We start from the raw sequence: 25,625 nt of genomic DNA on the forward strand, positions 1-25,625 counted from the left end.
TAGCTACTAAAGCGGACGATTTTTACAGCTTTTTTACGCTTGATTACAGTAATTTATAGAGAACAAGGAGTTTAACGTGGAGTTTGTTTTAGCAGGCCTGATCGGGCTGGCAGTTCTTGGGTATCTTTTTTATGCGCTTTTTAACCCCGAGAAATTTTAGAGTTAGAGGCTTATTATGAATATATTTGATGTATTACAGTTGATTCTTTTTGTGGGGGTATTATTTTTATTAACACCCCCTTTGGGAAAATTTATGGCCGCTGTTTTCAAGGGGGAGACAACATGGCTTCATAAGCCATTGGGTTGGCTTGAGCGATTAACCTACAAAATAAGTGGCATTGATTCTAAGAAAGATATGGGGTGGAAAGAGTATGCTCTTTGCCTGATGGCATTTAATATCTTAGGGATTGTTGTCCTTTTCCTTTTGCAGTTGATACAAGGTGGACTTCCGTTTAATCCTCAGGCTATTTCTGGGATCACATGGGACTCGGCTTTAAATACTGCTGTTAGTTTTGTAACCAATACCAATTGGCAAGGGTATGCCGGTGAAACAACGATGAGCTATTTGACACAGATGATTGGTCTAGCTTATCAAAACTTTGTCAGTGCGGCTGTAGGTATCGCTGTGGCTGTTGCTGTGACCAGAGGGATTGCGCGCAAATCTCTAGAGGGAATAGGAAACTTCTGGACCGATCTGACTCGTTCAGTAATTTACATTCTTTTGCCGAGTTCTTTTGTTTTAGCGATAGTTTTGGTGTCTCAAGGCGTTGTTCAAAACTTTTCACCTTATCTTGAGGCGCTGACATTAGAGGGAGCAAAACAAATGCTTCCTTTTGGGCCAGCGGCTTCGCAGATTGCAATTAAAATGTTAGGAACAAATGGCGGCGGTTTTTTCAACTCGAATTCATCACATCCATTTGAAAATCCGACAGCTTTTTCTAACCTATTACAAATGTTAGCAATTTTTGTGATTCCAGCAGCTTTGACCTATATGTTTGGCGTGATGACCAATGCAAAAAAACATGGGTGGTTGATATTTGGTGTAATGTTAGCATTATTTTTAGGTCTTACTGGGGCTTCTCTTTACTCAGAGTATTCTCATAATCCGGTAGTGTCACAAAGTGCAGTGATGGAAGGAAAAGAAACTAGATTTGGTACCTTTAACAGTGTCCTATTTTCTACTGTGACAACATCGGCTTCGTGTGGGGCCGTTAACTCTATGCATTCATCGTTATCACCGCTTTCTGGCGGAGTTGCTTTGTTCAATATGATGTTAGGTGAGATTATTTTTGGAGGCGTAGGCGCCGGACTATATGGGATGTTACTTTTTGTCTTACTGACAGTTTTTCTGTCCGGATTGATGGTTGGCCGAACACCGGAGTATTTAGGTAAAAAAATCGAAGGCAAAGAAATGACTATGGTTATTGTGGCTATTCTGGCTCCTTGTACGATGATCCTCGTCGGTTCAGCGTTTTCCTCTGTTTTACCTATGGGGCTGTCTAGTCTGGCGAATAAGGGGCCACATGGATTTACTGAGATCTTGTACGCCTTTTCTTCTGCGGCTGGTAATAACGGTAGTGCCTTTGCTGGTCTGAATGCGAATACGCCGTATTATAATTTGTTTTTAGCATTAGCTATGTTTGTTGGACGTTTTGCAGTAATTATTCCCATATTAGCTGTAGCGGGAAGCTTGGCTAAAAAGAAAGTTTCACCTCCGTCCAGCGGAACATTTGAAGTTGATAGTCTGTTGTTCGCAGTACTTTTAATCGGAGTTATTTTAATTGTCGGTGCATTGACCTTTTTACCAGCTCTTTCTTTGGGACCTATTATGGAACATATTTTGATGCTGAACGGACGCACTTTCTAAGGAGCCCTATTATGAATAAAAATAAAAACAATCTTTTAACAAGTGATCTTTTACTTTCAGCGATCAAAGAGTCTTTTCTTAAACTGAACCCTAAAGTTCAGATGAAGAACCCAGTTATGTTTGTGACTTTGGTTGGGGCGGCTTTAACCACGGTTATTTCGTTACTAAATGTTGGTCGCGATTCAAGCTCATTTGAAATTCAAATCACTTTATGGTTATGGTTCACGGTGCTATTTGCAAATTTTGCGGAAGCTATCGCTGAAGGTAGGGGTAAAGCACAGGCAGATTCTCTGCGTAAATCCAGAACTTCGACAGAGGCACGTCTGTTAAAGTCAGGTAAAGAAACACGTATTTCGGCAGCAAATTTAAAGCTGCATGATTTAGTGGTTTGCGAAGCTGGGGATATTATTCCTGGAGACGGTGAAATCACTGAAGGGATTGCCAGTGTCGATGAATCTGCAATCACAGGTGAGTCAGCTCCGGTCATCCGAGAATCGGGTGGCGATAGAAGTGCTGTTACGGGTGGGACACGAGTCATCAGTGATCGTATCGTGGTCCGTATTACAGCAGAAGCCGGAAGTAGCTTTTTAGATCGCATGATTGCTTTAGTTGAAGGGGCTAAACGACAAAAAACACCGAATGAAATCGCTTTAAGTATTGTTTTATCCGGTCTGACAATTATCTTTGTTCTAGCTGTTATGACTTTAAAGCCATTTACTGATTATGCTGCGGCAGCCGCAGGACAGGATTTATCTGTGATCATCACAGTTCCAGTGATGATTGCTCTGTTAGTGTGTTTAATTCCGACAACGATCGGCGGTCTTTTGAGTGCTATTGGTATCAGTGGTATGGATCGTTTGATCCAAAAAAATGTAATCGCGACTAGTGGACGTGCCGTTGAAGCCGCAGGCGATATTGATGTTCTGTTGTTGGATAAAACAGGTACGATCACTCTGGGAAATCGTATGGCCTCAAATTTTTTGTCTGTTCAAGGGGTACAAACTCAAGATTTGGCAAAAGCTGCGCAGTTGGCTTCTTTGGCAGATGAAACGCCAGAGGGACGTTCGATTGTAGTACTGGCGAAAGAAAAATTTGCGTTAAGAGCAGAAGCTGTACAACCTCATCAAGTTGAGTTTGTTCCTTTTACAGCTCAGACCCGCATGAGCGGAATTGATTTTGATCAAGAGGGTAAAACAATCAGTATTCGCAAAGGTGCGGCTGATTCTATTGTGAAGTATGTCCAAGAGTTAGGTGGGCAGGTTCCTTCAGATCTGAAGGCCATAGTTGATGGGGTCGCTAAAAAAGGAGCGACACCGTTAGTTGTGGTGCAAGAAAAGCAAATTCTTGGCGTTGTTGACCTTAAAGACGTTGTTAAAGGTGGTATTCGTGAACGCTTTGCTGAGCTTAGAAAAATGGGTATCAAAACGGTAATGATTACGGGTGATAATGCTATGACAGCGGCGGCCATTGCAGCTGAAGCCGGAGTCGATGACTTTATGGCGCAAGCAACTCCTGAAACTAAGCTGAAGCGCATTCGTGAAGAGCAAGCCAAAGGACATCTTGTCGCTATGACTGGGGATGGAACCAATGATGCTCCTGCTTTGGCGCAGGCTGATGTCGGTGTGGCGATGAATACGGGTACACAGGCCGCCCGTGAAGCGGGTAATATGGTGGACTTGGATAGTAATCCGACAAAACTGATTGAAATTGTTGAAATAGGAAAACAATTATTAATGACGCGTGGAAGTTTAACGACCTTCAGTATCGCTAATGATGTCGCCAAATATTTTGCAATTTTACCAGCTTTATTCGGAGCATTGTATATCTCGCAAGCTGAGAAAGCTGGGCCGCTTACTATTTTTAATATTATGAATTTAGCATCTCCTCAAAGTGCTATTTTAAGCGCGGTGATTTTCAATGCTTTAATTATTGTGGCACTAATTCCGTTAGCTTTACGTGGTGTTGCCTACAGAGCAGAGGGCTCGTCAGCTGTTTTGCGACGCAACCTTCTGATTTATGGTTTGGGTGGTATTATTATTCCATTCGTCGGCATTAAAGTTATCGATTTAGTGATTACCTCTATAGGTCTTGTTTAAAAGGAGTTTTGATTTATGAAAGCGATAATGAATTCAATTCGAATTACATTGTTTTTGATGTTAGTTTTGGGTTTAGCATATCCGTTAGTGGTGACAGGAGTTGCGCAATTGGCTTTTAATGAAAAAGCCAATGGCTCATTAATCTATGATGGGGATCAGCTTCGGGGGTCGATGTTGATAGCACAGAACTTTGAAAAACCTGAATACTTTTGGCCTCGCCCATCAGTAATTTCATTTAATCCGCTTCCTTCAGGTGGGAGTAATTTGGGCACCACATCTGCGGCCTTACAGCAAACGGTACAGGAAAGACGTGAAAAGTTACAAGCGGCCCATACAGGAATGGGGGCACCGCCTCAGCATCTTCTATTTGCATCCAGTAGCGGTTTAGATCCCCATGTAAGCGTTGAGGCTGTTCAATATCAGGTTCAAAGAGTAGCTTTAGCCCGTGAACAGTCGATTGAAGATATTCAGAAACTGGTTTCGTCTCATATAGAGCGTCGTCAATTCGGAATTTTAGGTGAAGAGACTGTGAATGTCTTGGCTCTGAACCTAGCTCTTGATAAAATGACAGGCAGTAGTAACAAATAAAGGATATAAGGTGTGACGGACGAATCTCGGCTGGATCCAGATGCACTATTAAAAGTTATTGATGATGAGGCGAAATTAAGGTCTCAAGGTAAGCTTCGTGTTTTTCTAGGTATGTCAGCTGGGGTTGGAAAAACCTATGCGATGCTTAAAGCCGCCCATAGAGCTCAATCCGAAGGGCACTCAGTCCTTGTCGGAGTTGTCGAGACTCATGGGCGTTCTGAAACAGCAGAGCTGTTGACCGGTCTTGAGATTTTACCACGAAAAATTATCCAGCATCGAGGCATTGATTTAGAAGAGTTGGATCTGGATGCAATTCTGATTAAAAAACCTGACATTGTTATCGTCGACGAGTTACCACATAGCAATGTTCCGGGATCGCGCCATGAAAAGCGCTATCAAGATGTTTTAGAAATTTTAAGGGCTGGAATTGATGTCTTCACGGCCTTGAATGTTCAGCATTTGGAAAGTCGAAAAGATGCTGTCGAAAGCATTACGGGCATTAGAATACGTGAAACAGTACCAGATAGTATTCTGGATCAGGCGACGTTGGTTGAAGTGGTCGACATTGCACCTTCGGAGCTTTTAAAGCGTCTTGCTGATGGTAAAGTATATTTAAAAGACAAAGCGACAGAAGCAGCAGCTAAATTTTTTAAAGAAGATAAGTTAACAGCATTGCGTGAGATTGCTTTGCGTATGACAGCGGAGCGTGTGGATCAGGATCTGCAACGGTTTTCGGTCAAGCGAAATGATAGCCCATGGCAAACGAATGAAAGATTATTAGTAGCTGTTTCACATAGCCCATATTCTGAAAAGCTTTTACGCGCGACTAGAAGACTGGCTTATAATCTTGAGTCTCCTTGGATAGCTGTGCATATTGATACGGGTATAAAACTTAGTGATGAGGATCAGGCACAACTGGTAAAAAATCTACATCTTGCGCGTGAGCTCAGTGCTGAAGTTATTACAACCACTGACACTAGTATTGCCTCTGCTATTAAACGTATCGCACGACAAAAAAATGTAACTCAAGTTGTTGTCGGACGTCCCACAAGACGGTGGTTTAGGGATGTCATCGAGGGTGGATCGCTTCTGTCCCGTTTGGTGAATGAAAGCCATGATGTAGATGTCCATGTTATTCGCATGGAGAATCTTAAACATCGTCGGCCGTCCTTCTGGGCTGAACTAGCTCTTTATCGCACAAAAACAGGAATTATTAAATATTGGAATACGCTGTGTTTTTTAGTGGGCGTTACTTTTTTTAGTGCACTTTTTCAGGACTATATAGGTTACCGAGCTATAGGATTTATTTTTCTATTAGCGGTATTAATTGTAGGAATGTTTGGAAGTATTGGTGCTGTTCTTTTTGCAGCTGCTTTCAGCGCATTATTCTGGGATTTTCTTTTTATTGCACCTCGCTTTACATTCACAATAGCTTCCCCAGAAGATATTATTCTGTGCATTTCCTATTTTGCTGTGGCCTTAATAACCGGATTTTTGACTAATAGGATTCGTTTTCAAGAAAAGCTGATGCGTGAGCGTGAAGAAAGAATGGAAGTTCTTTACCGTATTCTAAAAGACATCTCAGAAAGTTATGATAAGAAAGAATTTATTCAAAAAGTACGTGCTCGCGTTGGACAGCTATTCGACGGAGAGTGTGGCGTTCTTCTTAAAGCTAAAGAGAGTGTTTTGGATTTTTCTAATTCCGATGAGTATCCCTTACCTCTGAATGATAAAGAGCGAGCGGTGGCTCTTTGGACTTTTCAAAATCAGAAGGCGGCAGGTTGGTCGACAGAAACTTTATCACAGGCACAGGCCTTATATTTACCATTAAACGGAATGAATGAAACTGTCGGTGTCTTTGTGTTTCGTCCAGAAAAAAAAATAAGAAAATTTGGTCTAGATCAAGAAACTTTACTTTATACTATTGTGGGACAATTAGGGTTTTCTATTGAACGCCATTTTTTAAGAAAAAGAATTATTGAAGCTCAAAGAGTTGAAGACTCAGAAAAACTACAGCAGACTATTCTGGCTTCTATTTCCCACGAACTCCGAACTCCGTTAACAGCTATTCTTGGTTCTGCTGCCGCCTTAGACAGTGATTTGATTAGTAATCCTTTGGCAAAGGATATTGTTAAAGATATTGAGTTCAATAGTGAGAGATTGAATCGTGTTATTGAGAATTTATTGGATATGAGTCGTCTTTCCAGTGGCTCATTGGCGTTGAATTTGGAATGGCAAGATATTAGCGATCTTATTGGTGTTGTCTTAAAAAAGCATGCAAAACCTTTGCAAAGCCATCGAGTGGAAGTAGGCCTTCAATCTGAACTACCATTAGTGCGTATGGACTTCCGTCTTTTTGAACACGCCTTGGCTAATCTTATATTGAATGCGGCTCAATATAGCCAACCAGATACTAAAATTATTATACGTGCTTATACCCATGAAAAACAGTTGGTTCTAGAGGTAAAAGATCATGGTGCTGGTATCCCCGTTGAATTTATAGGGCAGATTTTTGAAAAATTTTATCGCGTTCCCGGGACTTTGCCTGGCGGCACAGGATTAGGTCTTTCTATTGTGAAAAATATTGTTGAACTTCATCGAGGTACTATTCTCTACCACAAAAATGAACCTCAGGGATCACGATTTATTATTTATCTGCCGTTGGAGCCACAGCCGACATTGCCTATAGAGGAAAACGCATGAAGTCGGGATCAAGAATTTTAATTATAGACGATGAAGCAGCAGTTCGTAATGTCATTAAAATGACCTTGGCATCTGTGGGGCACACTATAGCAGAGGCAAGCACGGCAGCTGAGGGGTTGGTGAAAGCTAACTCTTTTCATCCGAACTTGATTATTCTTGATCTAGGACTTCCAGATATGAATGGTTTGGATGTATTGAAGAGTTTTAGAGCATGGACGACTATTCCTGTAGTAGTTTTGACTGTGATAGATGATGAAAGAACCAAAGTTACTTTACTTGATGCTGGAGCAGATGATTATTTAACAAAACCATTCGGGCCCGAGGAACTATCGGCTCGAATCAGAGTGGCGCTTCGTCATGCTGGAATGATTGAAGCAACACCAGTTTTTGAGTCGGGTCATTTAAAAGTAGATTTGAATAAAAAAGCAGTTCTTGTAGCTGGTCAACTAGTTAAGTTGACCAGTACAGAGTATGAAGTTCTTTCGCGTTTAGTAAGGGATCATGGCAAAGTCGTTTCGCAAGTGCAGCTGTTAAAGGAAATATGGGGAACAACAGCTAAGGATCAGGGCCATTACTTAAGAATATACATCAATCAGCTTAGAAAAAAAATTGAGCCGAATCCTGCGGCTCCCATTCATATCCTGACAGAGTCAGGAGTTGGTTACCGATTAGTTTAAAATTGATATTGGTGCGCGAAGGGGGACTTGAACCCCCATGCTTTTGGGCTCAGGCTTCTGAGACCTGCGTGTCTACCAGTTCCACCATCCGCGCAAACTAAAACGGATGTCTTAAGGCATCCGTTTCGAGGTAGTTTTAAAATTTGGTGCCCAGTGAGGGAGTCGAACCCCCATGCCTCGCGGCGCTAGGTTCTAAGCCTAGTGTGTCTGCCAATTCCACCAACTGGGCACGCAGTTCAATAGTTGTAAGCAAAAATCAGATAAAAAGCAAAAACTACTTTTCGCTGATTAACTTTTTATACTCAGGAGCGCGTAATAAATTAGCAAGTTCCTTTTCTGAGTCCATTTCGATACGAACTAACCAGCCATCATTATTCGGGTCATCGTTTAATGATGATGGGTCATCTAAAAGAGATGAGTTCACTTCGATAACAGTTCCTGATACCGGAGCAAATAGGTCCGAAACGGCTTTAACTGACTCGACCACACCGAAGGTTTGGCCTTGAGTCACTTTTTGGCCTTCTTCTGGAAGGTCAACGTAAACCACTTCACCTAATTGGTCTTGAGCAAACTCAGTCAAACCAACAGTAACGATGTTTTCGTCAACTTGTGCCCACTCGTGTTCTTTTGTGTAGTATAAATCTTCTGGTACATGAAAACCCATATATGCTCCTACGGTCTTAGTTTTAGCCTTTATTTACGAACGGTGTTTTAACAACCTGAGCTTTAACTAGCTTTCCACGAATATCAATGAAAACTGGTGTTCCCTCAGCTCCGAACGAAGATTCAACATAAGCTATTCCGATAGGTTCATCAAGCGTTGGTGAATGGGTTCCGCTGGTGATAAAGCCTATTTTTTCACCACCTGCGGTCTTTAACTCATAGCCTTGGCGAGGGATGCCTCTTTCCAGCATTTTAAGACCGACCAACTTACGTTTTAGACCTTCTTCTTTAGCTTTTACGATAATGTCTTTAGCGATAAAATCTTTGGCTTTTGGTTTAATCACCCAGCCAAGTCCCGCTTCATAGGGATTCGAGTTGTCATCAATTTCATGTCCGTACAAAGAAAATTTCATTTCTGTTCTTAAGGTATCGCGAGCCCCTAAGCCGATAGGTTTCGCTGTCACTTGAGCGCTTCCTAATAGACGATTCCATAGAGCCGATGTTCCTTGTGCTTCAATAAAAACTTCGCAGCCTTTTTCACCAGTGTAACCAGTGGTAGCGATCATAATAGCGTGACCTTCGAACGTTCCTTTAACGATTTGATTGCGTGGCATTTCAGAAACTTTGATCGGAGCAAAAACCTCATCACAAAGTTGAAGTGCTTTCGGCCCTTGAATGGCGATCTGTCCCCAGTAAGAGGATTCGTTGGTGATATCAGCGCCGCGATTATTTTGCGTCATCCATGCAAAGTCCTTATCTGTATTCGACGCATTTACACATACAAGGTAATCTTCATTTTTAGCTAAGCAGTAAATAAAGATATCGTCGACCAAGCCACCTTGGGCGTTTGGCAAAAGAGAATAGTGAGCCTGTCCATTTTCTAAAGTGCTCACATCATTTGTCGTGAGCCACTGTAAAGTCTCAACAGCTTTTGGCCCTTTCACACGAATTTCACCCATGTGGGAAACATCAAATAGGCCTGCATGTTGGCGCGTGTATTGGTGTTCTTCTTTGAGTCCTTCGTATTGAATCGGCATTAACCAACCGGCAAAGTCGACCATACGAGCTTTTAAATTTACATGATCATTATAAAGAGGAGTTTTTTGTGTATTTGTCATAGCTGCAAACTATCATTTCGACAGAAGCCTAAGCAAGACCATACAAGTCAGATGGACATCAGATCGACAACATCAGATAGGCGACATTAGATCGACAGAGCGGCTTTCAGTCTGAGTTCGTTGGATTTGATTTCTAAATCCTCAGGTAAATCAACAAGTTCACCGCGGGATAAGGTCTGCGGAGTCAGAGTTCGATGCATCCATGTTAGAAACTCCCGCTGACTATTGCGGCAGACGAGCTGGCGAGTTTTCCCTTTTTGTTCTAAAGAGTCTCCGGTTAAACGAGCTTTGCTTTTTAGCTCAGCGGCAGGGGGAGTCTTACGGGCTAAAATATAACTGACTGTGACCGTGCGGTTTTTCATAGGCAGAAGTTGTTCCAACTGCAAGAACCACTCGGGTGGGTCCACATGGGCACGATCATGGCACCAGTCATTTTGCGAATGAATTAAAAGCGGACAGTCATCATGGTGTGTGCACGGAGCCCAAATATGGTAACCATTCTTTAGTAATTGCTTTCGCCACTCCATCAGACGTCGGCCATCCTGTGTCGTCGAAGGCTCTAGGATCATCAGGGCTTCATGCTGATTCCAGCCCGTAGGTAATTCATCAAGCTCAGTTAAGCTGTAAGAAAAAACCAAACACGAACTGGCAGAATGAGCTGTCGTATTGAGATTAATCTGAGTCAGTGGCTGTGGTTTTGTCAGCTTTTCATGTAAGTCAGAAAAAACACGCAGCACGGTCGGCGAGTGATCGAATAAAATCTGTTGTCGAATTTGAGAGTTAAGACCTTCAGTATGAGCTAAGGCCAAGCTGGCGGTTGCAGGCCCGCAGCCCCAATCAATAAAATTTGTTAACCCATTGAAAAAACCAACATCAAGTCCACGCTGGATAACTTTTTGGTTCCGAATAAAGTTCAAAGGTAAAAAATAATGTCGATAGGCAACCTGACAAAACTTTTCATTCCATGGCGTCTCGGCGTCGGGACGGCTGATGTAATAGTCTGAAAGACGTAAAACACAATCCGCAACAAACTGGAGCTTTTCCGTAGGTGCTTCTAAAAACATTCGGCATTCACTTCAGGAAGCATGAACACTTCAACATCGGGACCGCGTGGTGCCCAACGGCGCGGGTGTTGAACAGTAATCGGTGAGTAAAGACCTTTCACAAGTGTACCGACGCCAGCGGCAAGGTGAGCCACACCCGTTGACGGAACAATTACATATTCTGCATAAGCTAGAACTTCGACTAATTGGTTTAAGTTAAGTTTGGACTGTAGCCATATAACCTGAGGGTGCTGGACACAAGCCGCTTTGATTTGATCCAAATAGGGCTCGTCCTGCGCCGTTCCTGTCACGACAACAGAGTGACCTTTCTGAGTCAGTCGCTGAATCAGTTTGATGTACTCTGACTGCGGCCAGTTTTGAGCCGAGCCCATCATGCCGGGATGAACCACCACATATTTTTTAGGGACCAAACCAAAATCGCTGAGCAGATGACTCGCTTCAGGTTTTTTAATTTCAAAATAATGGAACTCTTTCGTTGAGGGAATATCCAAAGTTTCTTGCACTAAATCCAGATTGTATTCGAGTTCATGTTTGACGGCTAACGAGCGCTTCTGACGAATACCTTTATTTAAAAACAGAAAACTATGCCACTGACTTTTCACACCAGAGCGAATAGGGACACGGGCTTTAAAAAGCTCGAAGTTCACCCACCATGGCCCCTGTAGACTGATGGCAATATCTGGCTTTAGAGTTTGTAGGAGTTCGCGCAGAAGTTTCGCGGATGTCTTTGGATCTTTTTTGTCGAGTTCAAAGTATTTGCGGGGCTTTTCGCCTAGATCGACAACAGAACCCAAACCTTTTTGAATGATCCATGTGACATCGTATTCAGACGAATCTAAAACTTGATCTGCAGGTAAAGAGCAGATCAAGTCACCGATTTTATCTAGTCTAATAAGTAAGACTTTCTTTTTCACGTGGACTATTGATATTCATCCAGCGGAGGGCACGAGCAGATGATGTTGCGGTCTCCGAAAGCATTATCCACGCGACCGACAGGTGGCCAGTACTTATTGCTTTTTACCCATTTCAACGGATAAGCCGCTTTTTCACGTGAATAGCTTTGAGTCCACTCAGTCGCCATCAAGCTTTCTGCTGTGTGCGGTGACTGACGAATCACATCCGGAGTCGTGTCGGCTTCTTTGCGAATCTCAATCATTGCATCACAGAAACGATCAAGCTCTGCTTTGCTTTCAGACTCAGTTGGCTCAATCATCAAGGTACCAGCAACAGGCCATGACATTGTCGGAGCATGGAAGCCATAGTCGATCAGACGTTTTGCAATATCAGTCACATCAATATCGTGTGATTTTTTAAGAGGGCGAATATCGATAATGCACTCGTGCGCTACAAGACCTTCTTTTCCTTTGTAAACAATCGGGTAGTGAGGTTCTAAGCGTTTTGCAATGTAGTTCGCATTTAAAATACTTGTCGTAGTTGCGGCTCTTAATCCAGAGTCTCCCATCATGGTGATATAAGACCAACTGATTGGTAAAATACTCGCGCTACCCCACGGAGCCGATGTTGTCGAACTCACACCAGTTTCTGGTCCCGCATCTTTGATCAGCGAGTGAGTTGGTAAGTATGGAGCCAAATGTTTCGCAACACCGATTGGGCCCACACCAGGTCCGCCGCCCCCATGAGGGATAGCAAATGTCTTATGTAAGTTCATGTGTGAAACGTCTGGTCCGAAAACTCCCGGACGCGCTAATCCCACCATGGCATTGAGGTTCGCCCCATCCATGTAGACCTGTCCGCCATTTTTATGAATAGTTTCACAGATATCAATGATGGCTTCTTCAAACACACCATGAGTCGATGGATAGGTCACCATCAACGCCGCTAATGAGTCTTTGTGCTGCTCGGCTTTAGCTTTTAAGTCAGCAACATCGACGTTTCCATTTTCGTCACAGTTTACAACAACAACTTTGAATCCAACCATAACGGCAGAAGCTGGGTTTGTTCCGTGAGCTGAAGAAGGAATTAAGCAGATATTACGATGAGATTGGTTTGTTTTTTTGAAGTACTCACGAATTACAAGCAAGCCGGCGTATTCACCTTGAGCTCCAGAGTTGGGCTGCAAGGAAACAGCGGCAAAGCCTGTGATAGCACAAAGCTTACGTTCAAGATCTTGAATCAGATGACGGTAGCCTTGAGCCTGCTCAATCGGAACAAAAGGATGTAATTTATTAACTTCAGGCCATGAAATAGGTGCCAGCTCTGTTGCTGCATTCAGCTTCATTGTACAAGATCCCAATGGAATCATTGAATGAGTTAATGTGATATCTTTATTTTGTAGACTATAAATATAGCGCATCAACTCTGTCTCTGAGTGGTAGCTATTAAAATTAGGATGAGTCAGATAAGCAGATTGACGAGTTAGCTCGCTAGGAATATTCGTCGTCAGAGTTTTCTCTAAGTCCTCCACTTTAAAGCCAAGAGCTTGTCCGCCGTTTAAAATAGTCAAAACAGCCTCAACTGTTTTCACAGTATTAGTTTCATTGAAAGAAAAGCCAACAGCATCTGTAAAGTAACGAAGATTCACTTCGTGTTTCTCGGAAGCGGCTTTGATCGCAGACAGTTTGTCGCTGGCAACTTTGACTTTGAGTGTATCGAAGAACTGAGTTGTTTCTGCTGTCAGACCAATTTTCTTAAGTCCTTCAGCTGCCAATTGAGTTAAACGATGAACACGTTGAGCGATGTTTTTTAATCCCTGTGGTCCATGGTAAACCGCGTACATGGCGGCCATGTTTGCTAATAGCACCTGTGCTGTACAGATATTCGAAGTGGCTTTATCGCGGCGGATATGTTGCTCGCGTGTTTGTAAAGTTAAACGCAGGGCTTGGTGTCCATGATTATCTACAGATACGCCAACAAGACGACCTGGAAGTGAGCGTTTAAAACTGTCTTTAGTGGCAAGGAAAGCGGCATGGGGTCCACCATATCCCAATGGAACACCAAAGCGTTGAGAGTTACCAACAACGATATCAGCACCCCATTCACCAGGAGGAGTTAAAAGTGTCAGCGATAAAAGATCGGCAGATGCGATCACAAAAGCTCCGTGGTCATGTAACTTTTGTGAAGTCGAGCGATAGTCTTCAACACGACCACTTGATGTCGGATACTGGAAGACAGCGGCGAAAATTTCTTTTGAATAATCATAAGTGGCTGGATCTTGTAAAATCATTTCAAGTCCTTGTGGCTCACTGCGAGTTTTCAAAACCTCAATCACGTGGGGATGAGCATCAGGATGAACTACAAAAGTTTTCACACCTTGCTTTTTACTTAATGAAAATGCCATTGCGACCGCTTCAGCCACAGCCGTTCCCTCATCTAGTAAAGAGGCATTGGCGATTTCCATTCCAGTTAAATCACTGATCATCGTTTGGAAGTTTAATAAACTCTGTAGGCGTCCTTGAGAAATTTCAGGCTGGTACGGAGTATAGGCCGTGTACCAAACCGGATTTTCGAAAACATTACGTGCAATCACAGAAGGTGTGATCGTGTCGTGGAAGCCCATACCGATCAAAGAGGTGTAGATTTTATTCTTTCCCATGATGGATTTAAGTTCGGCTAAGATATCGTATTCAGAAATTCCGTTGCCGATATCCATCTTGTCTTTAGTTAAGATAGTTTTTGGGACAACCTTTGAAATCAGTTCATCTGTATTAGAAAAACCAAGTGCCTGTAACATCGTCTTTTGATCTTGATCTGATGGACCGATGTGGCGGCCGGTGAATTCGTTTTGCGTTGAAAGTTGAGATAGTGTCGTGCTCATAAGAACCTCGTTTTTGATGCCAGAAAGCTAGCACAGATTGGCACGAGTCTCAAATGACAAACGGCTTCATCCCCATAGACCTCAGGGAGGAAGCCGTTTTTTTAAGCGAAATCAATGAGTCGCTAAGTTAGCGTCTATTTAGACGCGGTTTTTTTAGCTTTAGCGCGTTTTACAGTCTTTTTAGCTGCTCCAGTCGTTGCTTTGCGAGCTTTACTCACCTTAGCTTTAGCTGTCTTAGTGGCTTTAACAGGGCCTGTTTTTTGTTTAGCTTTCAACATTTTTTCGATTTTAGAGCGCTGTTGAATCGCTTTCTTTTTATAAAGATCTAAGTTTTTCTCGATATCGTTCGCTGATTTTTTCAAACGAGAGATCACTTTGTTTACTTCTTTTTGAAGATCCGCTTCTGCTTTTACTACTTTTTTTGCGATATCTTTATATTTTTTTACTGCTTCATCTGCATTCAGAGTTTGAACTTTCTTTTGAAAGTCAGTTGATAGAGACTGAATGTCTGTTACCACTTTTTTAACATTTTCAGACTCAGACAGTTTTTGGATCAAGGACTGTATTTTATTAAGAGCCATTTTTTTCCCCTTTGTGCACCAAGTAGTTTGGTTTTGCTCGGTCGTTATATGCGATTTAGTTTAAAATCACAATGTAAAATTCATTTTATTCAACAAGATCCCTGGAACTTTAATACCGCCCAATGTTCGTTTCTGGTAGGTACTGGTACTAACAAAAGTACTGGCACGTTCTGTTAGATCCACAAGTTCGCTTCCAAATAGATTATAAAGGGTGTCATCAAAACGTAAATCTTGAATAGGGCCAACGATTTCGCCGTTCTCGACCCAGAAACATGCAAAACGAGTCATTCCCGTAATACGCGCAGCCTGTGGATCGCTCCAGTTAATATAGTGTAGGTTACTTAAGTATAAACCAGTTCCTAACTTGGCGAGGATTTCCTGTTCCTTTAGAGTTCCGGCTCTAACTTCTCCGGATCTCATCCCTTCGTTATTCCATAAACCCGAATCTGCATTATTGGAAACTAAGTTATACTCTTTTGCTGTGGCAGAACTGACAAGGAAGTTTTTTAGCTCGCCATTTTCAATAAGTGGCAAAACTTCAGGGCTCAGTTCCCCTTGCGAGTTAAAGTGTGAGTTCAAACCCAAAGAGTTATTTTCAATCAAAGAAAATTTCGCCGAGAACAACTGTTCTTTCTGATGTAACTTTTTCAACGGAGCAAAACCTTGCTCATAAGAACTGCGGCTTAAAGCGCGCCAATTGAAAATCTGCACGATCTCTTGCACCGCCATCGGAGCAAGGTAAGTGCGGTAAGTTCCAGGCTTTAACTGAAGCTGTGGCTTTTTAAGTTGTGCTAACGTGCTTTTTAATTGCAAGGCCTGCTCTTTAAAATCCGCATCATTCCAGATCGTTTCCGAGTAAAAGCCTTTCGCGGCACGTGGTCCATCATAAATAGAGTAATCAAAGAAAAACTGATCGTTTTCAAAGTAGTGGAATTGACCTTTAGAGTTCAAAGAGGCTTGGCGAATAGGGCCAGAACAGTAGTAACCCGCAAGATCTGTATCAGCGAATTCTTCAGCGATTTTTTGAATTACCTCTGCTGTTTCTGGTCTTTGACTTTTTTTGTAAACCTCAGAGGTGCCATTATTTTCAAGTGGTGCATACTTAGGATTGGGATCAATTTTAGGAAGCTCACGACGTAGTCGCTCTAAAGTATTTAAGAGATTCTCGTTATCCAGTGTTTGATTCAGTGTTAAGCTTAAAGTCGCTCTATAACTGCGTTCATCCCGTTGATAAGTTAGACTCAGTTCGTGTTGGGTCACTTGTGTGTTCTGACGCACTTTAGATTGGTTAAAACGAATGAACTCGCTGTCCTCTGAATGTAAGTTCAAGGCAAGCTCTTCATCTGAAGATAAGTTATTGAATGCGATCTCGGCTATCGTTTGTAAATACTGTTTCATCTTAACCTCCACCGAAAACTTCAATATTTTTAAACAGGGCGTATGGCGACGAGTGGCCAACGCGAATCACTTGGCTGGGTTCGCCTTTACCGCAGTAAGGTGAGCCATAGGTCTCTGTTTGCGGTGTCAAGGCCTTCAAGGAATTCCAGAACGGAACTGTAATTCCGCGATAGTTTGGATTCTTTAAAGTCTTAGTCACTTTACCATTTTCAATCAATTTTCCATATTCGCAGCCGAATTGAAATTTACGGCGGTAGTCATCAATAGACCACGAGCGATTAGCGTACATAATCACTCCGCGCTCTGTCTGGGCAATCATCTCGTCTAAAGGTGTTGAGCCGCCTTCAAGATTAATGTTGGCCATGCGATCAATAGGGGCACGATTCCACGAACTAGAACGGGCATTCGCTACTCCCGAAAGATGCGAACGGGCCTGACTTTCTAAACTGCCTAATCCCGCAAGCAGTTGGCCATTTTGGATAAGATATTTTTTTTCAGCTTTGTTTCCGACCTCATCAAAACTATAGCTCGCCATTTCGTTTGAAACAGTCGGATCAAAAACGACATTCATCAGCGGGCTGCCATATTGCAATTGTCCGAAGTCTTGAGGCTGAACGAAGCTCCAACCAGCGAAGTTACGTTCGTCCCCTAGGATACGATCTAATTCCAGTGGGTGCCCGATGGACTCATGAATTTGCAATAACATTTGGTCCGGAGCCAAAATCAAATCACAGGTTTCACTTGGACAGTCCATTGCTGACAAAAGCTCAATGGCTTGATCGGCAATTTCACTACAATCCGTTAAAGCCTGATCTAAATTGAAAAACTCAGCGCCGGCTTGTAGGCAGTTTCCGCGTCCTCCGTGCAGCGAGCGCGTTTGAGTTTCTTTTCCATCGCTGGCCGTAGCTGACATCGAATTAATAATAATATCGAATTCTTGATGGAATTCCGCACCCACGGAAGAAAGGTAGCTTTGTGAACACTCAATTAACATCGCATCTGAAACCGCAGTGATGATAGCATCACTTTTCTTCAGAGCCCCGGATGTTGTTTTTAAGAAATCAAAAATTTCTGATAGTGATAACTTGTCGAGTTTAATTTTTCTAGAAGTTTCATAATGCCCACGAGCTGGCGGGCGAACTGACGAATCAAATTTGAATACTGAGTACTGTGAAGATCGCTCTGTCATCGCACGCGCTTTTTTAAAAGCAGCGGCAATCCCTTCAGGTGTTAATTCACTGGTGGCGCCGTAACCAATATGGCCATTCAACATAATCTCAATTAAAACACCTTGATCTAAAAATTCGGAAAGCTCTTCTGTCTTCGTATTACGAACCGAGTAATCACGCGTGCGTTCTGAAATTAATTTGAACGCAACAAAGTCCGCTGAGTCGCGATACTTTTTGAATTCTCTTTGTAAAAATTGGACGATTTCTGACTGATGGTTTTGAGTGAATGATGCTTGCATAGTCTGTTTTTATAAGCGATCTTTCTGGAATGATCAAAACAAGAGATGAATATCTGCAGAAACACTGGACTCGTTATCCTGAAATGCCGCGAGGGGCCTTAAAGTGGGGACGCGTCGAAAATTTACGACTAGGAACGCATCAGTTAAGTCAGTGGAATTTGAAAGATTCTCCCTCTTATTTAGGGCAAGATATTTTACAAGATGGGGATCTTGTCGCTTTATTTCCAGCGAATCAGATTGTACTTTTAGCTCCTAATTTATCAGATAGAACTATGCCAAGGCTGTTGTGGAGTGAGCATCAGAAGTGGCAAGAATTTTTAGTACAAGTTCGGCAAGTATTTCGTGAAAAAAAATTTCAAGAAGTTAAAACTCCGACGTTAGTTAAATGTCCTGGAACAGAGCCAACCTTAGAGGTTTTTGAAACACAACAGCGTATTGGCTCGGAGGTCACACGCTATTTTCTACCGACATCTCCAGAGCTGAATTTAAAAAAACTCTTATCCGAAGGGGCTGAAAAGATTTTTGAAATAGCACCTGTGTTTCGTAATGGGGAAAGAACTGAACGACATTCTCCGGAGTTTACTATGTTAGAGTGGTACCGCGCGTTTGCAGGGCTGCACGCTATCAAAATGGATGTGATCGAACTGGTCGAGACGCTCTGTGATCGATTGAAATTGGAAAGACCGCTGGAGGTTTTAACTTTCACTATTCCAGATTTATTTAAGCAGTACTGTGATTTTGATTTCAAACCAGATACGACAGATGGTGAATTGAAAGAGTTAGCACATAAGTTGGGTGTGGATGTTTCTGCGGCCACGTGTTTGGATGATTATTTTTATTTAATTTTTCTAGAGAAAATTGAAAACAAATGGCCACAAGATCGACTCGTATTTATTGAAAAGTATCCTCCGTATCAGGCGGCTTTAGCCCGTATCGGTACTGACGGATGGGCAGAGCGATTTGAATTTTATTGGCGTGGGTTCGAGTTGGGAAATGCTTTTCACGAATTAAATGATCCAGTTGTGCAAAGGCAGCGCTCTTTAGAGGATTTACAGAAGAAACAGCAGAATGGAAAAAGTGCCATCGAGTTAGACGAAAACTTCTTTACCGCATTGGATTTTGGCCTTCCTCCTTCCGCGGGTATTGCGGTGGGGGTTGAGCGGCTTTTTATGGCGGTGACTCAAACCCGCGATATTTCGTTTTTAAATCGAATATATGGGACTTAGTAGGCAAAGTGTCCCCAATTTGCTGAGTTTTAAGTGGTGCTTAAATTGCTAAGTAAGGTGTTAAGTTAGCTATTAAGAGCTTCTGAGATGACGACAACAAGTTTGATTGGAGTTAGGGCCTATGCGAGTGCTAAAAATTGTCCCCTTTTGTCTAATGTTCATACTAATCGGGTGTGGTCCGCAATCGAATCGTTCGAAGGATGCCATGCCGCCCTTAATGAAGATGGACTCAGCCCGAGGCTGTGTTTCTGAAAGCAATTTGCTGGCTGCGGGTTTAATCGGCGGGCAAGTGGTACAAAAAGCAGATCCGGATTCTAACTTTGCAGTATTGATTATTTCCGGCGGTCATATCTGTACGGCCTCACCTATTCGTGACAATGTACTTTTAACGGCAGCTCATTGTTTTGATAAAGATAAACTCAGTGATACAGTTGCCGTTTTTTATCCAAGTCTTAGTTGTGAGAGTGGTTATGATAAACGTCAACACTCAGTTCCGGCTTTATCCGTGGCTATACACGATGACTTCAAATCAGATGTACAGATTGATAAAACAGAAGGGGATATGGCCTTAGTGTTTTTGTCTTCAAAAATACCTGATAATTATCCAATTTATAAAGTAGGTCAGCCGAGTAACATTGCGGCTGGCAGTGATTTAGTTTTGTATGGCTATGGTCGCACGAATTCAAATGGTGGTGGCTCTGGAATTTTAAGAAAAATCCATGTGGGTTCCGACAACTATGTTGTGAGCGAGTTAAATAAGCGTGTGGTCATCAACCAATCGCAAGGCAGCGGGATCTGTAATGGGGACTCAGGTGGAGCATCTTTAGTAACCAATCGTGATGGAGAAATGCAAATCCTAGGTATTAGTTCTTATGTGACAGGGCCGACAGAAGATGTTTGCAGTGCGATGGGTGTTCAGACCTTGGCCTCTACTTACAATGATTGGATCGAAAGAATTATTGCCGAGCAGGGGAATGCGAATCCAATACCAAATCCGGAACCGAACCCTGAAGAGTCGCGATAAAAAAAGGCGGGTTATTCTTTCCCGCCGTTATTGATTTCTTCTTTTAATTCTTTTCCAACTTTGAAGAAAGGTAGTTTCTTCTCGTCGACGGCGATGACTTCGCCAGTGCGGGGATTCCTGCCTTTATAAGAGTCATATTTACGATTAACGAACGAACCAAAACCACGGATTTCGATACGATTGTCTTTCATCAAAGCTTCTACCATTGTATCAAAAATAGTGTTCACAACAGCCTCAGCTTTAACACGTGTAATTTTTGATTTTTCAGACAAAATATCGATTAAATTGGCCTTCGTCATAAATCCCCTAAACTAGCGAAATCACTTTATATTATATTGATCTGCACGGTTTTGAAAGAGACTCTTAAGGCTGGCGCGCTGTTTAAATTTGTCTGAGTTTGTCAGGATATGCTTATAGGCGCTAATAAGCGACTCAATCATGCGATTGCGGTTAAAAGCATCAACAATTTTCTGGCGGGCCATTTCTCCGATTTGCTCACGATCAATGCCGTCACGGGTCATAATCTTGTCCAGAAGGGCTGAAAGGGTGTCCACATCGGCTGGGCGGACTAAGAAACCATCAAGGCCATCTTCGATCACTTCCGAAATAGGACTTAGCTCTGAACCGATAACGACCTTTTTCTGAGCCATCGCTTCAATCAGACTGGGTTCAAGCCCTGTCGAGCGCGAACTCAAATCAATGTAGATCGGTGATAAAAGAATATATTCCAACATTTCTTCGGCGGCCACTTCACCGGGCATAATCACACGGCTACCCAAAGCCAGATTGAGCATTTCAAACTCAACGTTTTTCAGTTGCGGACCTTTACCGACTAACAAAAGATACGTATTCGGTTTTTTAAGAACTACTTTTTCAAAAGCCTTTAGAAGTGGTTTGACCTCGTGAGTACTGACGAAATCTGAATTGGCTAGAATCACTTGCGCATTATCTGGAATATTCAGCTTCAGTTTGAAATTTTCAGATTCAGCTCGCGGAGTCAGATCCCCTAAGTTAATTCCGTAAGGCACTGTGTAGGTATGAAAATCTGGGTAGAGGTAATATCTTTCCAGAATCATGCGCTGTTGGGGAGTTGTGACAAAGATACCATCGGCAGTGTCTAGAATACTGCGATCACGCATGAAGTAGCTGTGAAAAAACTGCCATAAGAGCTTACTGGTTGTTTTGACAAAGTTAGCCGCCCCAGGTTTACCCGCAGATAAAATGGAAAAGAGTTCTGCCATTTGGATGGCTTCCACATCATAAGCCACAGATACTGATAAATTCTTTTTATGACGAGCTATTTTAAAGCCTGAGTCGTCAAGGCTATGTACTAAATCAAATGGTTTTTCTTGATGTAGACTGACGAACTTTTTGTTGGCCGCATCTGTAAATTTATAGTTTTTATAATGGGGTTGGCCTTCGTTTAAATAGTAAGCGCGAATACCATCACGAAAAATTTCAGGGCGTTTTGAGGGCGATGACGTCGAAATAATCGTCACTTCATGTCCGCGCTCAGTTAGACCGCGAGCGAGTGGCCACAGCAAACCTGTATCAGAAGAGCGACTCATAACAGATATTTTCTGCCCGATAAGACAAATACGTAACTTTTCTGGTAGTTGGCTGCCGCTCATATTTAGAGCTTAACAGATCCCGAGGTCAGCAGTGAAGTCTTTTGATGCCAAAGTTTAGAGTAAAGGCGAGACAGTTCATTGATGCTTGGTTCAAATAGGTTCGCAGGCTTGTATGTCGTAGCGGATATATCCGCTGGAATATCTAGGAACTGCAGATCTTTGATCCAGCTCTCGGCAGGAAGTACGAGGCAGTTATGTCCCGAAGACCAAAAGTAAGAAAACCCTGTTGCTTGGTATTCATTTAAAAGAATCAAATTCTTGCGATTAAGACATTTGTTAAGCCATTCGGTGAATTCGGTATGGCTTAAGCTCGGATCAGCTAGAACAACGGCCAAGGCTTCATCGGCAATCAATTGATTTAATTTATTTTCAGAAAGAATTAAGTGGGATTGCGTGCTGATCTTCTGGGTATTGATCATCTCGGCCCATTTTTTTCTTAGTTGAGATGAATTAAACTTTTGTAGAAGTTTGCGGCCATCGAAGTAAATAGTCTTTTCTGTTTTAAATTCGATAGCCTCTTCTAATTTTCCTTGTAGAGGAATTAAAAAAGCCTCGCATTGAATAGAAGATTTCTTGCTTGAGCTTTGCGCCTGAGGAAAAGCAGAAAAGATAAACTTATTACCTGTGATATAGCGATAAAATTTAAGATGGTTGGTTTGGCTCACACTAAAGGCATCGGGCTTGATATAAGTAAGATAGTTTTTGCCGATACGCTGATCTGAATTGAGCACACTTAAAACAGTGGATTTACCCAAAGTTTTACAGACAGCTAAGTGTAAAGCTTCATTTAGATTCAAAGGTAGATTTTCAACAACCATGTGAACTGTTTGATAGGAATTTACAATTAAACGGGGAACATTCAACGAGTGAGTTAAGTCGACAGCTAAGCCTAACTGCTGAAGTTGTTCTTGCAATAGGGTAGCAGTTTGTTCCGCAATAGGTTCAATATTGCGTTTGCGGCAGTAGATAAGAACGTTATTCATGTGTCCATCTTCAAATCAAAAGCTTTGTAGATGCGATCTAGGTTTCTGCGATTAGCATCAGGGATGTTCATCTGTGGTAACTCAGAAGGCTTAACCCATTTCAAATTGATGTGATGTTGAGTTTTAGGTTCGCCTTTCCAGAATAGAACTTCATAGAAAAGAATAATAATTCCGACATCACTGTAAGAGTGGGTGCAGGCGATTTTTAAATCTCCGACTTCAGCGATAATGCCTAACTCTTCATTCAGCTCACGGACAAGAGCTTCTTCCGGAGATTCACCTAGTTCAATTTTTCCACCGGGAAATTCCCATAGCCCTGCAAGAGTATGATTTTCAGGTCTTTGGCCGACAAGAATCAGATTGTCTTTCTTAAGAATACCGGCAGATACAGGAATCCAGTTCTTCTTCACACGGCTTTTGCCGCGTGACTCAGAGTTTTGAGGATGTTGAGTTCCCTGTTTTCCGTGTCGCATTTGCCTGTTTTTCGACCTTTCTGAAGAAGTTCAAACCCGAAAAAACCAAAGCTGTGTAAACTTCGACTAAATCGGCTCCGAGCGATATTCTTTCAAAAACATCCTCTGCTGTCATCACTCCACCGACAGAAATAACCAATTTTTTCGATTTTTCGCTGCCTAAATGCTCAATTGTCGTCTGAAGTGATAGTTTAGACAGCAATGAAACAGGCTTTCCAGAGAGTCCACCTTCAGAGGGGAAAGTCTGCTTTGTCTGACGAGACAAAGTCGTATTCGTCATAACAAAACCATCGATTTGATTTTCGACAGCAATATCTAAGATACGTCGCAACTCGTCGCGCTCTAAATCAGGGCTGAGCTTCAACAGAAGTGGAGTTTTACACTCTAGCGCCAGCTTCTTCTGATAGATGGGCTTTAAAAAAGCTTCAAGGACTTGTTGGTTGGCAAGGTCTCGTAGACCCTTTGTATTGGGGCTGCTGATATTCACAACGAAAGCATCCGCTAAAGTGTGAAAGCGCTCTAATAAGAAACTGTAATCCTGTGATGCGAGTTCATTTGGTGTATCGCGATTTTTACCAATGTTAACAAAAACGGGAAGCTTTGAATCTTCTTTGAATGATCTTAAACTATAGAAAACTTCATCGGCACCAGCAGAGGGAAAACCCATTTTATTCCAAAGAGCTTGATCGACAATACTGCGATCTAAGATACGGCCTGCATTTGGTTCTTGTGGAAGCGGAGTCACCGTGCCGACTTCAACAAAGCCGCATCCGAGCTTTTCCCATGCGCGAAGATGATCGGCATTTTTATCGACTCCACCTGCAAGTCCCAAGCGGTTTTGAAATGAGATTCCTTGCCATGTGAAGGGATTCCAGATCGGAGTCTTTTTAGAATGAAACAAAGAGAAAAGCTCCGCCGCTAGCGGAGCTAAATCATGCGAGGTCTTGGGTGGTAACCAGAGCCAAGGCTTTAACATTAGCGAGGATACAATCCACGTAACAACATGGCTTTTTCAAGACGACTGATAGCCGTGGCCATCGCGGCGGTTCTCATGTCGATTTGTTTTTCTTGGCGCATTTTGTAGACGCTGTCGAATGCTTTTAAGATAACACTCTTTAACTTTAGGTCGACATCAGCTTCGTCCCAGAAGAACGACATAATATCTTGTACCCACTCAAAGTAAGAAACGATCACACCGCCACCATTTGAAATAACATCCGGAGCAATGAATTTACCATTTTGTACCATGATCTTAGTGGCTTCAACAGTTACAGGTCCGTTAGCACCTTCAACGATAATTTTGGCTTTAATTCTTTCCGCGTTGTGCACATCAATCTGACCTTCAAGAGCACATGGTAAAAGAGCATCACAGTCAACTTCTAGTAGTTCTTCGTTTGTAATAGCTTGTGAGCCTTGGAAGCCTTTCACAAAGCCTGTTTTTTTAACGTGCTCGATCACTTGCGGGATATTCAATCCATCACCATTGAAGATACCACCAGAAACATCGCTGACGGCTACGACACGTGCACCACGTTCGAATGCAAATTTAGCAGCGAATGAACCCACATTACCGAAACCTTGTACGGCAATACGTGATCCTGACATTTTCATTTGATTCACTTCAAGAGCGCGCTCACAGACATAAACTACACCTAAACCTGTAGCGTGGTTACGACCTAATGAACCGCCGATTTCAACTGGTTTACCAGTGACAACACCTGGTTGTGCAAAGCCACCCTGTTCTTGCGAGTAAGTGTCCATGAACCATGCCATTGTCTGTGGATCAGTTCCCACATCTGGAGCAGGAATATCTTTTGTTGGTCCCACGAATGCTGCGATTTCAGAAGTATAACGACGAGTTAAACCTTGTTTTTCGGCGCGACTAAGTTTTGTTGGATCAACACAGATACCGCCTTTAGCTCCACCAAGAGGTAGACCTAAAACTGAGTTTTTAAATGTCATCAATGCAGCTAAACCTACAACTTCAGCCAAGTCCACATTGTGGTGATAACGGATACCACCTTTATAAGGGCCCAAAGTAGAGTTGTACTGAACGCGATAACCAGTGAAAACTTTCACGGATTGGTCATCCATACGCACAGGAATACTGACTGTAAGACAACGACGAGGTCGTCTTAAGCGTTCTGCAATATTAGGGTCGCATTTGATAACTGCTGCGGCCTCGTTAAAAGTTTGAATAGCATTTTGAAATAATGGTCCGTGTAAATGAGCTTCTGCTTGAGGATTAAGATTGTCTTGTCCAGGCATAGTGGAGACTCCTTTTAATAAG

At 42.5% G+C, this 25,625-nt stretch carries 22 protein-coding genes and 2 tRNA genes; 8 read left to right on the forward strand and 16 right to left on the reverse strand.

Annotation, left to right across the window (positions count from 1 at the left end):
- The first annotated feature begins 76 nt into the window (after window positions 1-76).
- From kdpF to A11Q_RS03295, 6 genes are read left to right on the forward strand one after another with little or no spacing between them, the layout of a single operon-like run.
- Complete coding sequence (kdpF, locus tag A11Q_RS14055; protein ID WP_041575052.1) at window positions 77-160, forward strand: K(+)-transporting ATPase subunit F; 84 nt, start codon at window positions 77-79, stop codon at window positions 158-160.
- 15 nt (window positions 161-175) lie between these two features.
- Window positions 176-1,867, forward strand: coding sequence for a potassium-transporting ATPase subunit KdpA (kdpA, locus tag A11Q_RS03275; RefSeq protein ID WP_015469365.1), 1,692 nt, complete (start codon window positions 176-178; stop codon window positions 1,865-1,867).
- An 11-nt stretch (window positions 1,868-1,878) separates the two neighbouring features.
- The gene (kdpB, locus tag A11Q_RS03280) at window positions 1,879-3,963 is read left to right on the forward strand and encodes a potassium-transporting ATPase subunit KdpB (RefSeq protein ID WP_015469366.1); all 2,085 of its coding nucleotides are present in this window, start codon (window positions 1,879-1,881) and stop codon (window positions 3,961-3,963) included.
- 15 nt (window positions 3,964-3,978) lie between these two features.
- The gene (kdpC, locus tag A11Q_RS03285) at window positions 3,979-4,551 is read left to right on the forward strand and encodes a potassium-transporting ATPase subunit KdpC (protein ID WP_015469367.1); all 573 of its coding nucleotides are present in this window, start codon (window positions 3,979-3,981) and stop codon (window positions 4,549-4,551) included.
- A 12-nt stretch (window positions 4,552-4,563) separates the two neighbouring features.
- Window positions 4,564-7,254: a sensor histidine kinase gene (locus A11Q_RS03290; protein WP_015469368.1), complete on the forward strand. Its 2,691-nt coding sequence runs from the start codon at window positions 4,564-4,566 to the stop codon at window positions 7,252-7,254.
- A complete protein-coding gene (locus tag A11Q_RS03295) occupies window positions 7,251-7,931 on the forward strand; it encodes a response regulator (RefSeq protein WP_015469369.1) in 681 nt (226 codons plus the stop codon). The genes A11Q_RS03290 and A11Q_RS03295 overlap by 4 nt, the downstream gene beginning before the upstream one ends.
- Window positions 7,932-7,940: 9 nt before the next feature.
- On the opposite strand, the gene A11Q_RS03300 is transcribed toward A11Q_RS03295, so the two are convergent.
- The 10 genes from A11Q_RS03300 to A11Q_RS03345 form a co-directional block, all read right to left on the reverse strand.
- Window positions 7,941-8,025, reverse strand: a tRNA-Leu gene (locus A11Q_RS03300).
- A 50-nt stretch (window positions 8,026-8,075) separates the two neighbouring features.
- Window positions 8,076-8,160: transfer RNA gene (locus A11Q_RS03305), tRNA-Leu, on the reverse strand.
- Window positions 8,161-8,205: 45 nt separating this feature from the next.
- On the reverse strand, window positions 8,206-8,595 hold the full coding sequence (gene gcvH / locus A11Q_RS03310) for a glycine cleavage system protein GcvH (protein ID WP_015469370.1): 390 nt from the start codon (window positions 8,593-8,595) through the stop codon (window positions 8,206-8,208).
- A gap of 22 nt (window positions 8,596-8,617) precedes the next feature.
- Complete coding sequence (gene gcvT / locus A11Q_RS03315; RefSeq protein WP_015469371.1) at window positions 8,618-9,712, reverse strand: glycine cleavage system aminomethyltransferase GcvT; 1,095 nt, start codon at window positions 9,710-9,712, stop codon at window positions 8,618-8,620.
- Between the two features lie 86 nt (window positions 9,713-9,798).
- The gene (locus tag A11Q_RS03320; protein ID WP_015469372.1) at window positions 9,799-10,776 is read right to left on the reverse strand and encodes a small ribosomal subunit Rsm22 family protein; all 978 of its coding nucleotides are present in this window, start codon (window positions 10,774-10,776) and stop codon (window positions 9,799-9,801) included.
- The gene (locus tag A11Q_RS03325) at window positions 10,767-11,690 is read right to left on the reverse strand and encodes a glycosyltransferase family 9 protein (protein WP_015469373.1); all 924 of its coding nucleotides are present in this window, start codon (window positions 11,688-11,690) and stop codon (window positions 10,767-10,769) included. Before A11Q_RS03325 ends, A11Q_RS03320 begins: the two co-directional genes overlap by 10 nt.
- Before the next feature lie 5 nt (window positions 11,691-11,695).
- Complete coding sequence (gene gcvP, locus A11Q_RS03330) at window positions 11,696-14,551, reverse strand: aminomethyl-transferring glycine dehydrogenase (protein ID WP_015469374.1); 2,856 nt, start codon at window positions 14,549-14,551, stop codon at window positions 11,696-11,698.
- 134 nt (window positions 14,552-14,685) lie between these two features.
- Window positions 14,686-15,132: a hypothetical protein gene (locus A11Q_RS13850; RefSeq protein ID WP_015469375.1), complete on the reverse strand. Its 447-nt coding sequence runs from the start codon at window positions 15,130-15,132 to the stop codon at window positions 14,686-14,688.
- Between the two features lie 66 nt (window positions 15,133-15,198).
- Complete coding sequence (locus A11Q_RS03340) at window positions 15,199-16,530, reverse strand: metallopeptidase TldD-related protein (protein WP_015469376.1); 1,332 nt, start codon at window positions 16,528-16,530, stop codon at window positions 15,199-15,201.
- Window position 16,531: 1 nt separating this feature from the next.
- On the reverse strand, window positions 16,532-17,998 hold the full coding sequence (locus tag A11Q_RS03345) for a TldD/PmbA family protein (RefSeq protein WP_015469377.1): 1,467 nt from the start codon (window positions 17,996-17,998) through the stop codon (window positions 16,532-16,534).
- 29 nt (window positions 17,999-18,027) lie between these two features.
- On the opposite strand from A11Q_RS03345, the gene epmA reads away from it, so the two are divergent.
- Entirely contained in the window at window positions 18,028-19,224 is a 1,197-nt protein-coding gene (epmA, locus tag A11Q_RS03350) for an EF-P lysine aminoacylase EpmA (protein WP_015469378.1), read from the forward strand.
- 205 nt (window positions 19,225-19,429) lie between these two features.
- Window positions 19,430-20,248 carry a S1 family peptidase gene (locus A11Q_RS03355; protein WP_041575054.1) on the forward strand — a complete coding sequence of 273 codons (819 nt, stop codon included), beginning with the start codon at window positions 19,430-19,432 and terminating at the stop codon, window positions 20,246-20,248.
- Between the two features lie 11 nt (window positions 20,249-20,259).
- Here the strand turns inward: A11Q_RS03355 and A11Q_RS03360 are convergent, their stop codons facing one another.
- The 6 genes from A11Q_RS03360 to A11Q_RS03385 are packed head-to-tail and all read right to left on the reverse strand — an operon-like array spanning window position 20,260 to window position 25,603.
- Window positions 20,260-20,547, reverse strand: a complete 288-nt coding sequence (locus A11Q_RS03360; RefSeq protein WP_015469380.1) for an HU family DNA-binding protein — start codon at window positions 20,545-20,547, stop codon at window positions 20,260-20,262.
- A gap of 21 nt (window positions 20,548-20,568) precedes the next feature.
- Complete coding sequence (locus A11Q_RS03365) at window positions 20,569-21,879, reverse strand: glycosyltransferase family 4 protein (protein WP_015469381.1); 1,311 nt, start codon at window positions 21,877-21,879, stop codon at window positions 20,569-20,571.
- Between the two features lie 2 nt (window positions 21,880-21,881).
- The gene (locus A11Q_RS03370) at window positions 21,882-22,862 is read right to left on the reverse strand and encodes a hypothetical protein (RefSeq protein ID WP_015469382.1); all 981 of its coding nucleotides are present in this window, start codon (window positions 22,860-22,862) and stop codon (window positions 21,882-21,884) included.
- Complete coding sequence (locus A11Q_RS03375) at window positions 22,859-23,335, reverse strand: (deoxy)nucleoside triphosphate pyrophosphohydrolase (RefSeq protein WP_015469383.1); 477 nt, start codon at window positions 23,333-23,335, stop codon at window positions 22,859-22,861. Before A11Q_RS03375 ends, A11Q_RS03370 begins: the two co-directional genes overlap by 4 nt.
- The gene (locus A11Q_RS03380) at window positions 23,292-24,311 is read right to left on the reverse strand and encodes a quinone-dependent dihydroorotate dehydrogenase (RefSeq protein WP_015469384.1); all 1,020 of its coding nucleotides are present in this window, start codon (window positions 24,309-24,311) and stop codon (window positions 23,292-23,294) included. Before A11Q_RS03380 ends, A11Q_RS03375 begins: the two co-directional genes overlap by 44 nt.
- Window positions 24,311-25,603 (reverse strand): Glu/Leu/Phe/Val family dehydrogenase, encoded by a 1,293-nt coding sequence (locus A11Q_RS03385; RefSeq protein WP_015469385.1) that lies wholly within the window; start codon window positions 25,601-25,603, stop codon window positions 24,311-24,313. Before A11Q_RS03385 ends, A11Q_RS03380 begins: the two co-directional genes overlap by 1 nt.
- Window positions 25,604-25,625 lie beyond the last annotated feature (22 nt).

Source organism: Pseudobdellovibrio exovorus JSS (genome assembly GCF_000348725.1).
GTDB classification, from domain to species: domain Bacteria; phylum Bdellovibrionota; class Bdellovibrionia; order Bdellovibrionales; family Bdellovibrionaceae; genus Pseudobdellovibrio; species Pseudobdellovibrio exovorus.

Excerpts from the sequence above, each read along its gene's own strand:
- kdpA (WP_015469365.1), top strand. The coding sequence starts at position 176 with ATGAATATATTTGATGTATTACAGTTGATTCTTTTTGTGGGGGTATTA.
- gcvP (WP_015469374.1), bottom strand. The coding sequence starts at position 14,551 with ATGAGCACGACACTATCTCAACTTTCAACGCAAAACGAATTCACCGGC.
- gcvH (WP_015469370.1), bottom strand. The coding sequence starts at position 8,595 with ATGGGTTTTCATGTACCAGAAGATTTATACTACACAAAAGAACACGAG.
- kdpB (WP_015469366.1), top strand. The coding sequence starts at position 1,879 with ATGAATAAAAATAAAAACAATCTTTTAACAAGTGATCTTTTACTTTCA.
- kdpC (WP_015469367.1), top strand. The coding sequence starts at position 3,979 with ATGAAAGCGATAATGAATTCAATTCGAATTACATTGTTTTTGATGTTA.
- epmA (WP_015469378.1), top strand. The coding sequence starts at position 18,028 with ATGATCAAAACAAGAGATGAATATCTGCAGAAACACTGGACTCGTTAT.
- A11Q_RS03360 (WP_015469380.1), bottom strand. The coding sequence starts at position 20,547 with ATGACGAAGGCCAATTTAATCGATATTTTGTCTGAAAAATCAAAAATT.
- A11Q_RS03295 (WP_015469369.1), top strand. The coding sequence starts at position 7,251 with ATGAAGTCGGGATCAAGAATTTTAATTATAGACGATGAAGCAGCAGTT.
- A11Q_RS03345 (WP_015469377.1), bottom strand. The coding sequence starts at position 17,998 with ATGCAAGCATCATTCACTCAAAACCATCAGTCAGAAATCGTCCAATTT.
- gcvT (WP_015469371.1), bottom strand. The coding sequence starts at position 9,712 with ATGACAAATACACAAAAAACTCCTCTTTATAATGATCATGTAAATTTA.
- A11Q_RS03340 (WP_015469376.1), bottom strand. The coding sequence starts at position 16,530 with ATGAAACAGTATTTACAAACGATAGCCGAGATCGCATTCAATAACTTA.
- A11Q_RS03355 (WP_041575054.1), top strand. The coding sequence starts at position 19,430 with ATGCCGCCCTTAATGAAGATGGACTCAGCCCGAGGCTGTGTTTCTGAA.
- A11Q_RS03370 (WP_015469382.1), bottom strand. The coding sequence starts at position 22,862 with ATGAATAACGTTCTTATCTACTGCCGCAAACGCAATATTGAACCTATT.
- A11Q_RS03380 (WP_015469384.1), bottom strand. The coding sequence starts at position 24,311 with ATGTTAAAGCCTTGGCTCTGGTTACCACCCAAGACCTCGCATGATTTA.
- A11Q_RS03365 (WP_015469381.1), bottom strand. The coding sequence starts at position 21,879 with ATGAGCGGCAGCCAACTACCAGAAAAGTTACGTATTTGTCTTATCGGG.
- A11Q_RS03385 (WP_015469385.1), bottom strand. The coding sequence starts at position 25,603 with ATGCCTGGACAAGACAATCTTAATCCTCAAGCAGAAGCTCATTTACAC.
- A11Q_RS03375 (WP_015469383.1), bottom strand. The coding sequence starts at position 23,335 with ATGCGACACGGAAAACAGGGAACTCAACATCCTCAAAACTCTGAGTCA.
- A11Q_RS03320 (WP_015469372.1), bottom strand. The coding sequence starts at position 10,776 with ATGTTTTTAGAAGCACCTACGGAAAAGCTCCAGTTTGTTGCGGATTGT.
- A11Q_RS13850 (WP_015469375.1), bottom strand. The coding sequence starts at position 15,132 with ATGGCTCTTAATAAAATACAGTCCTTGATCCAAAAACTGTCTGAGTCT.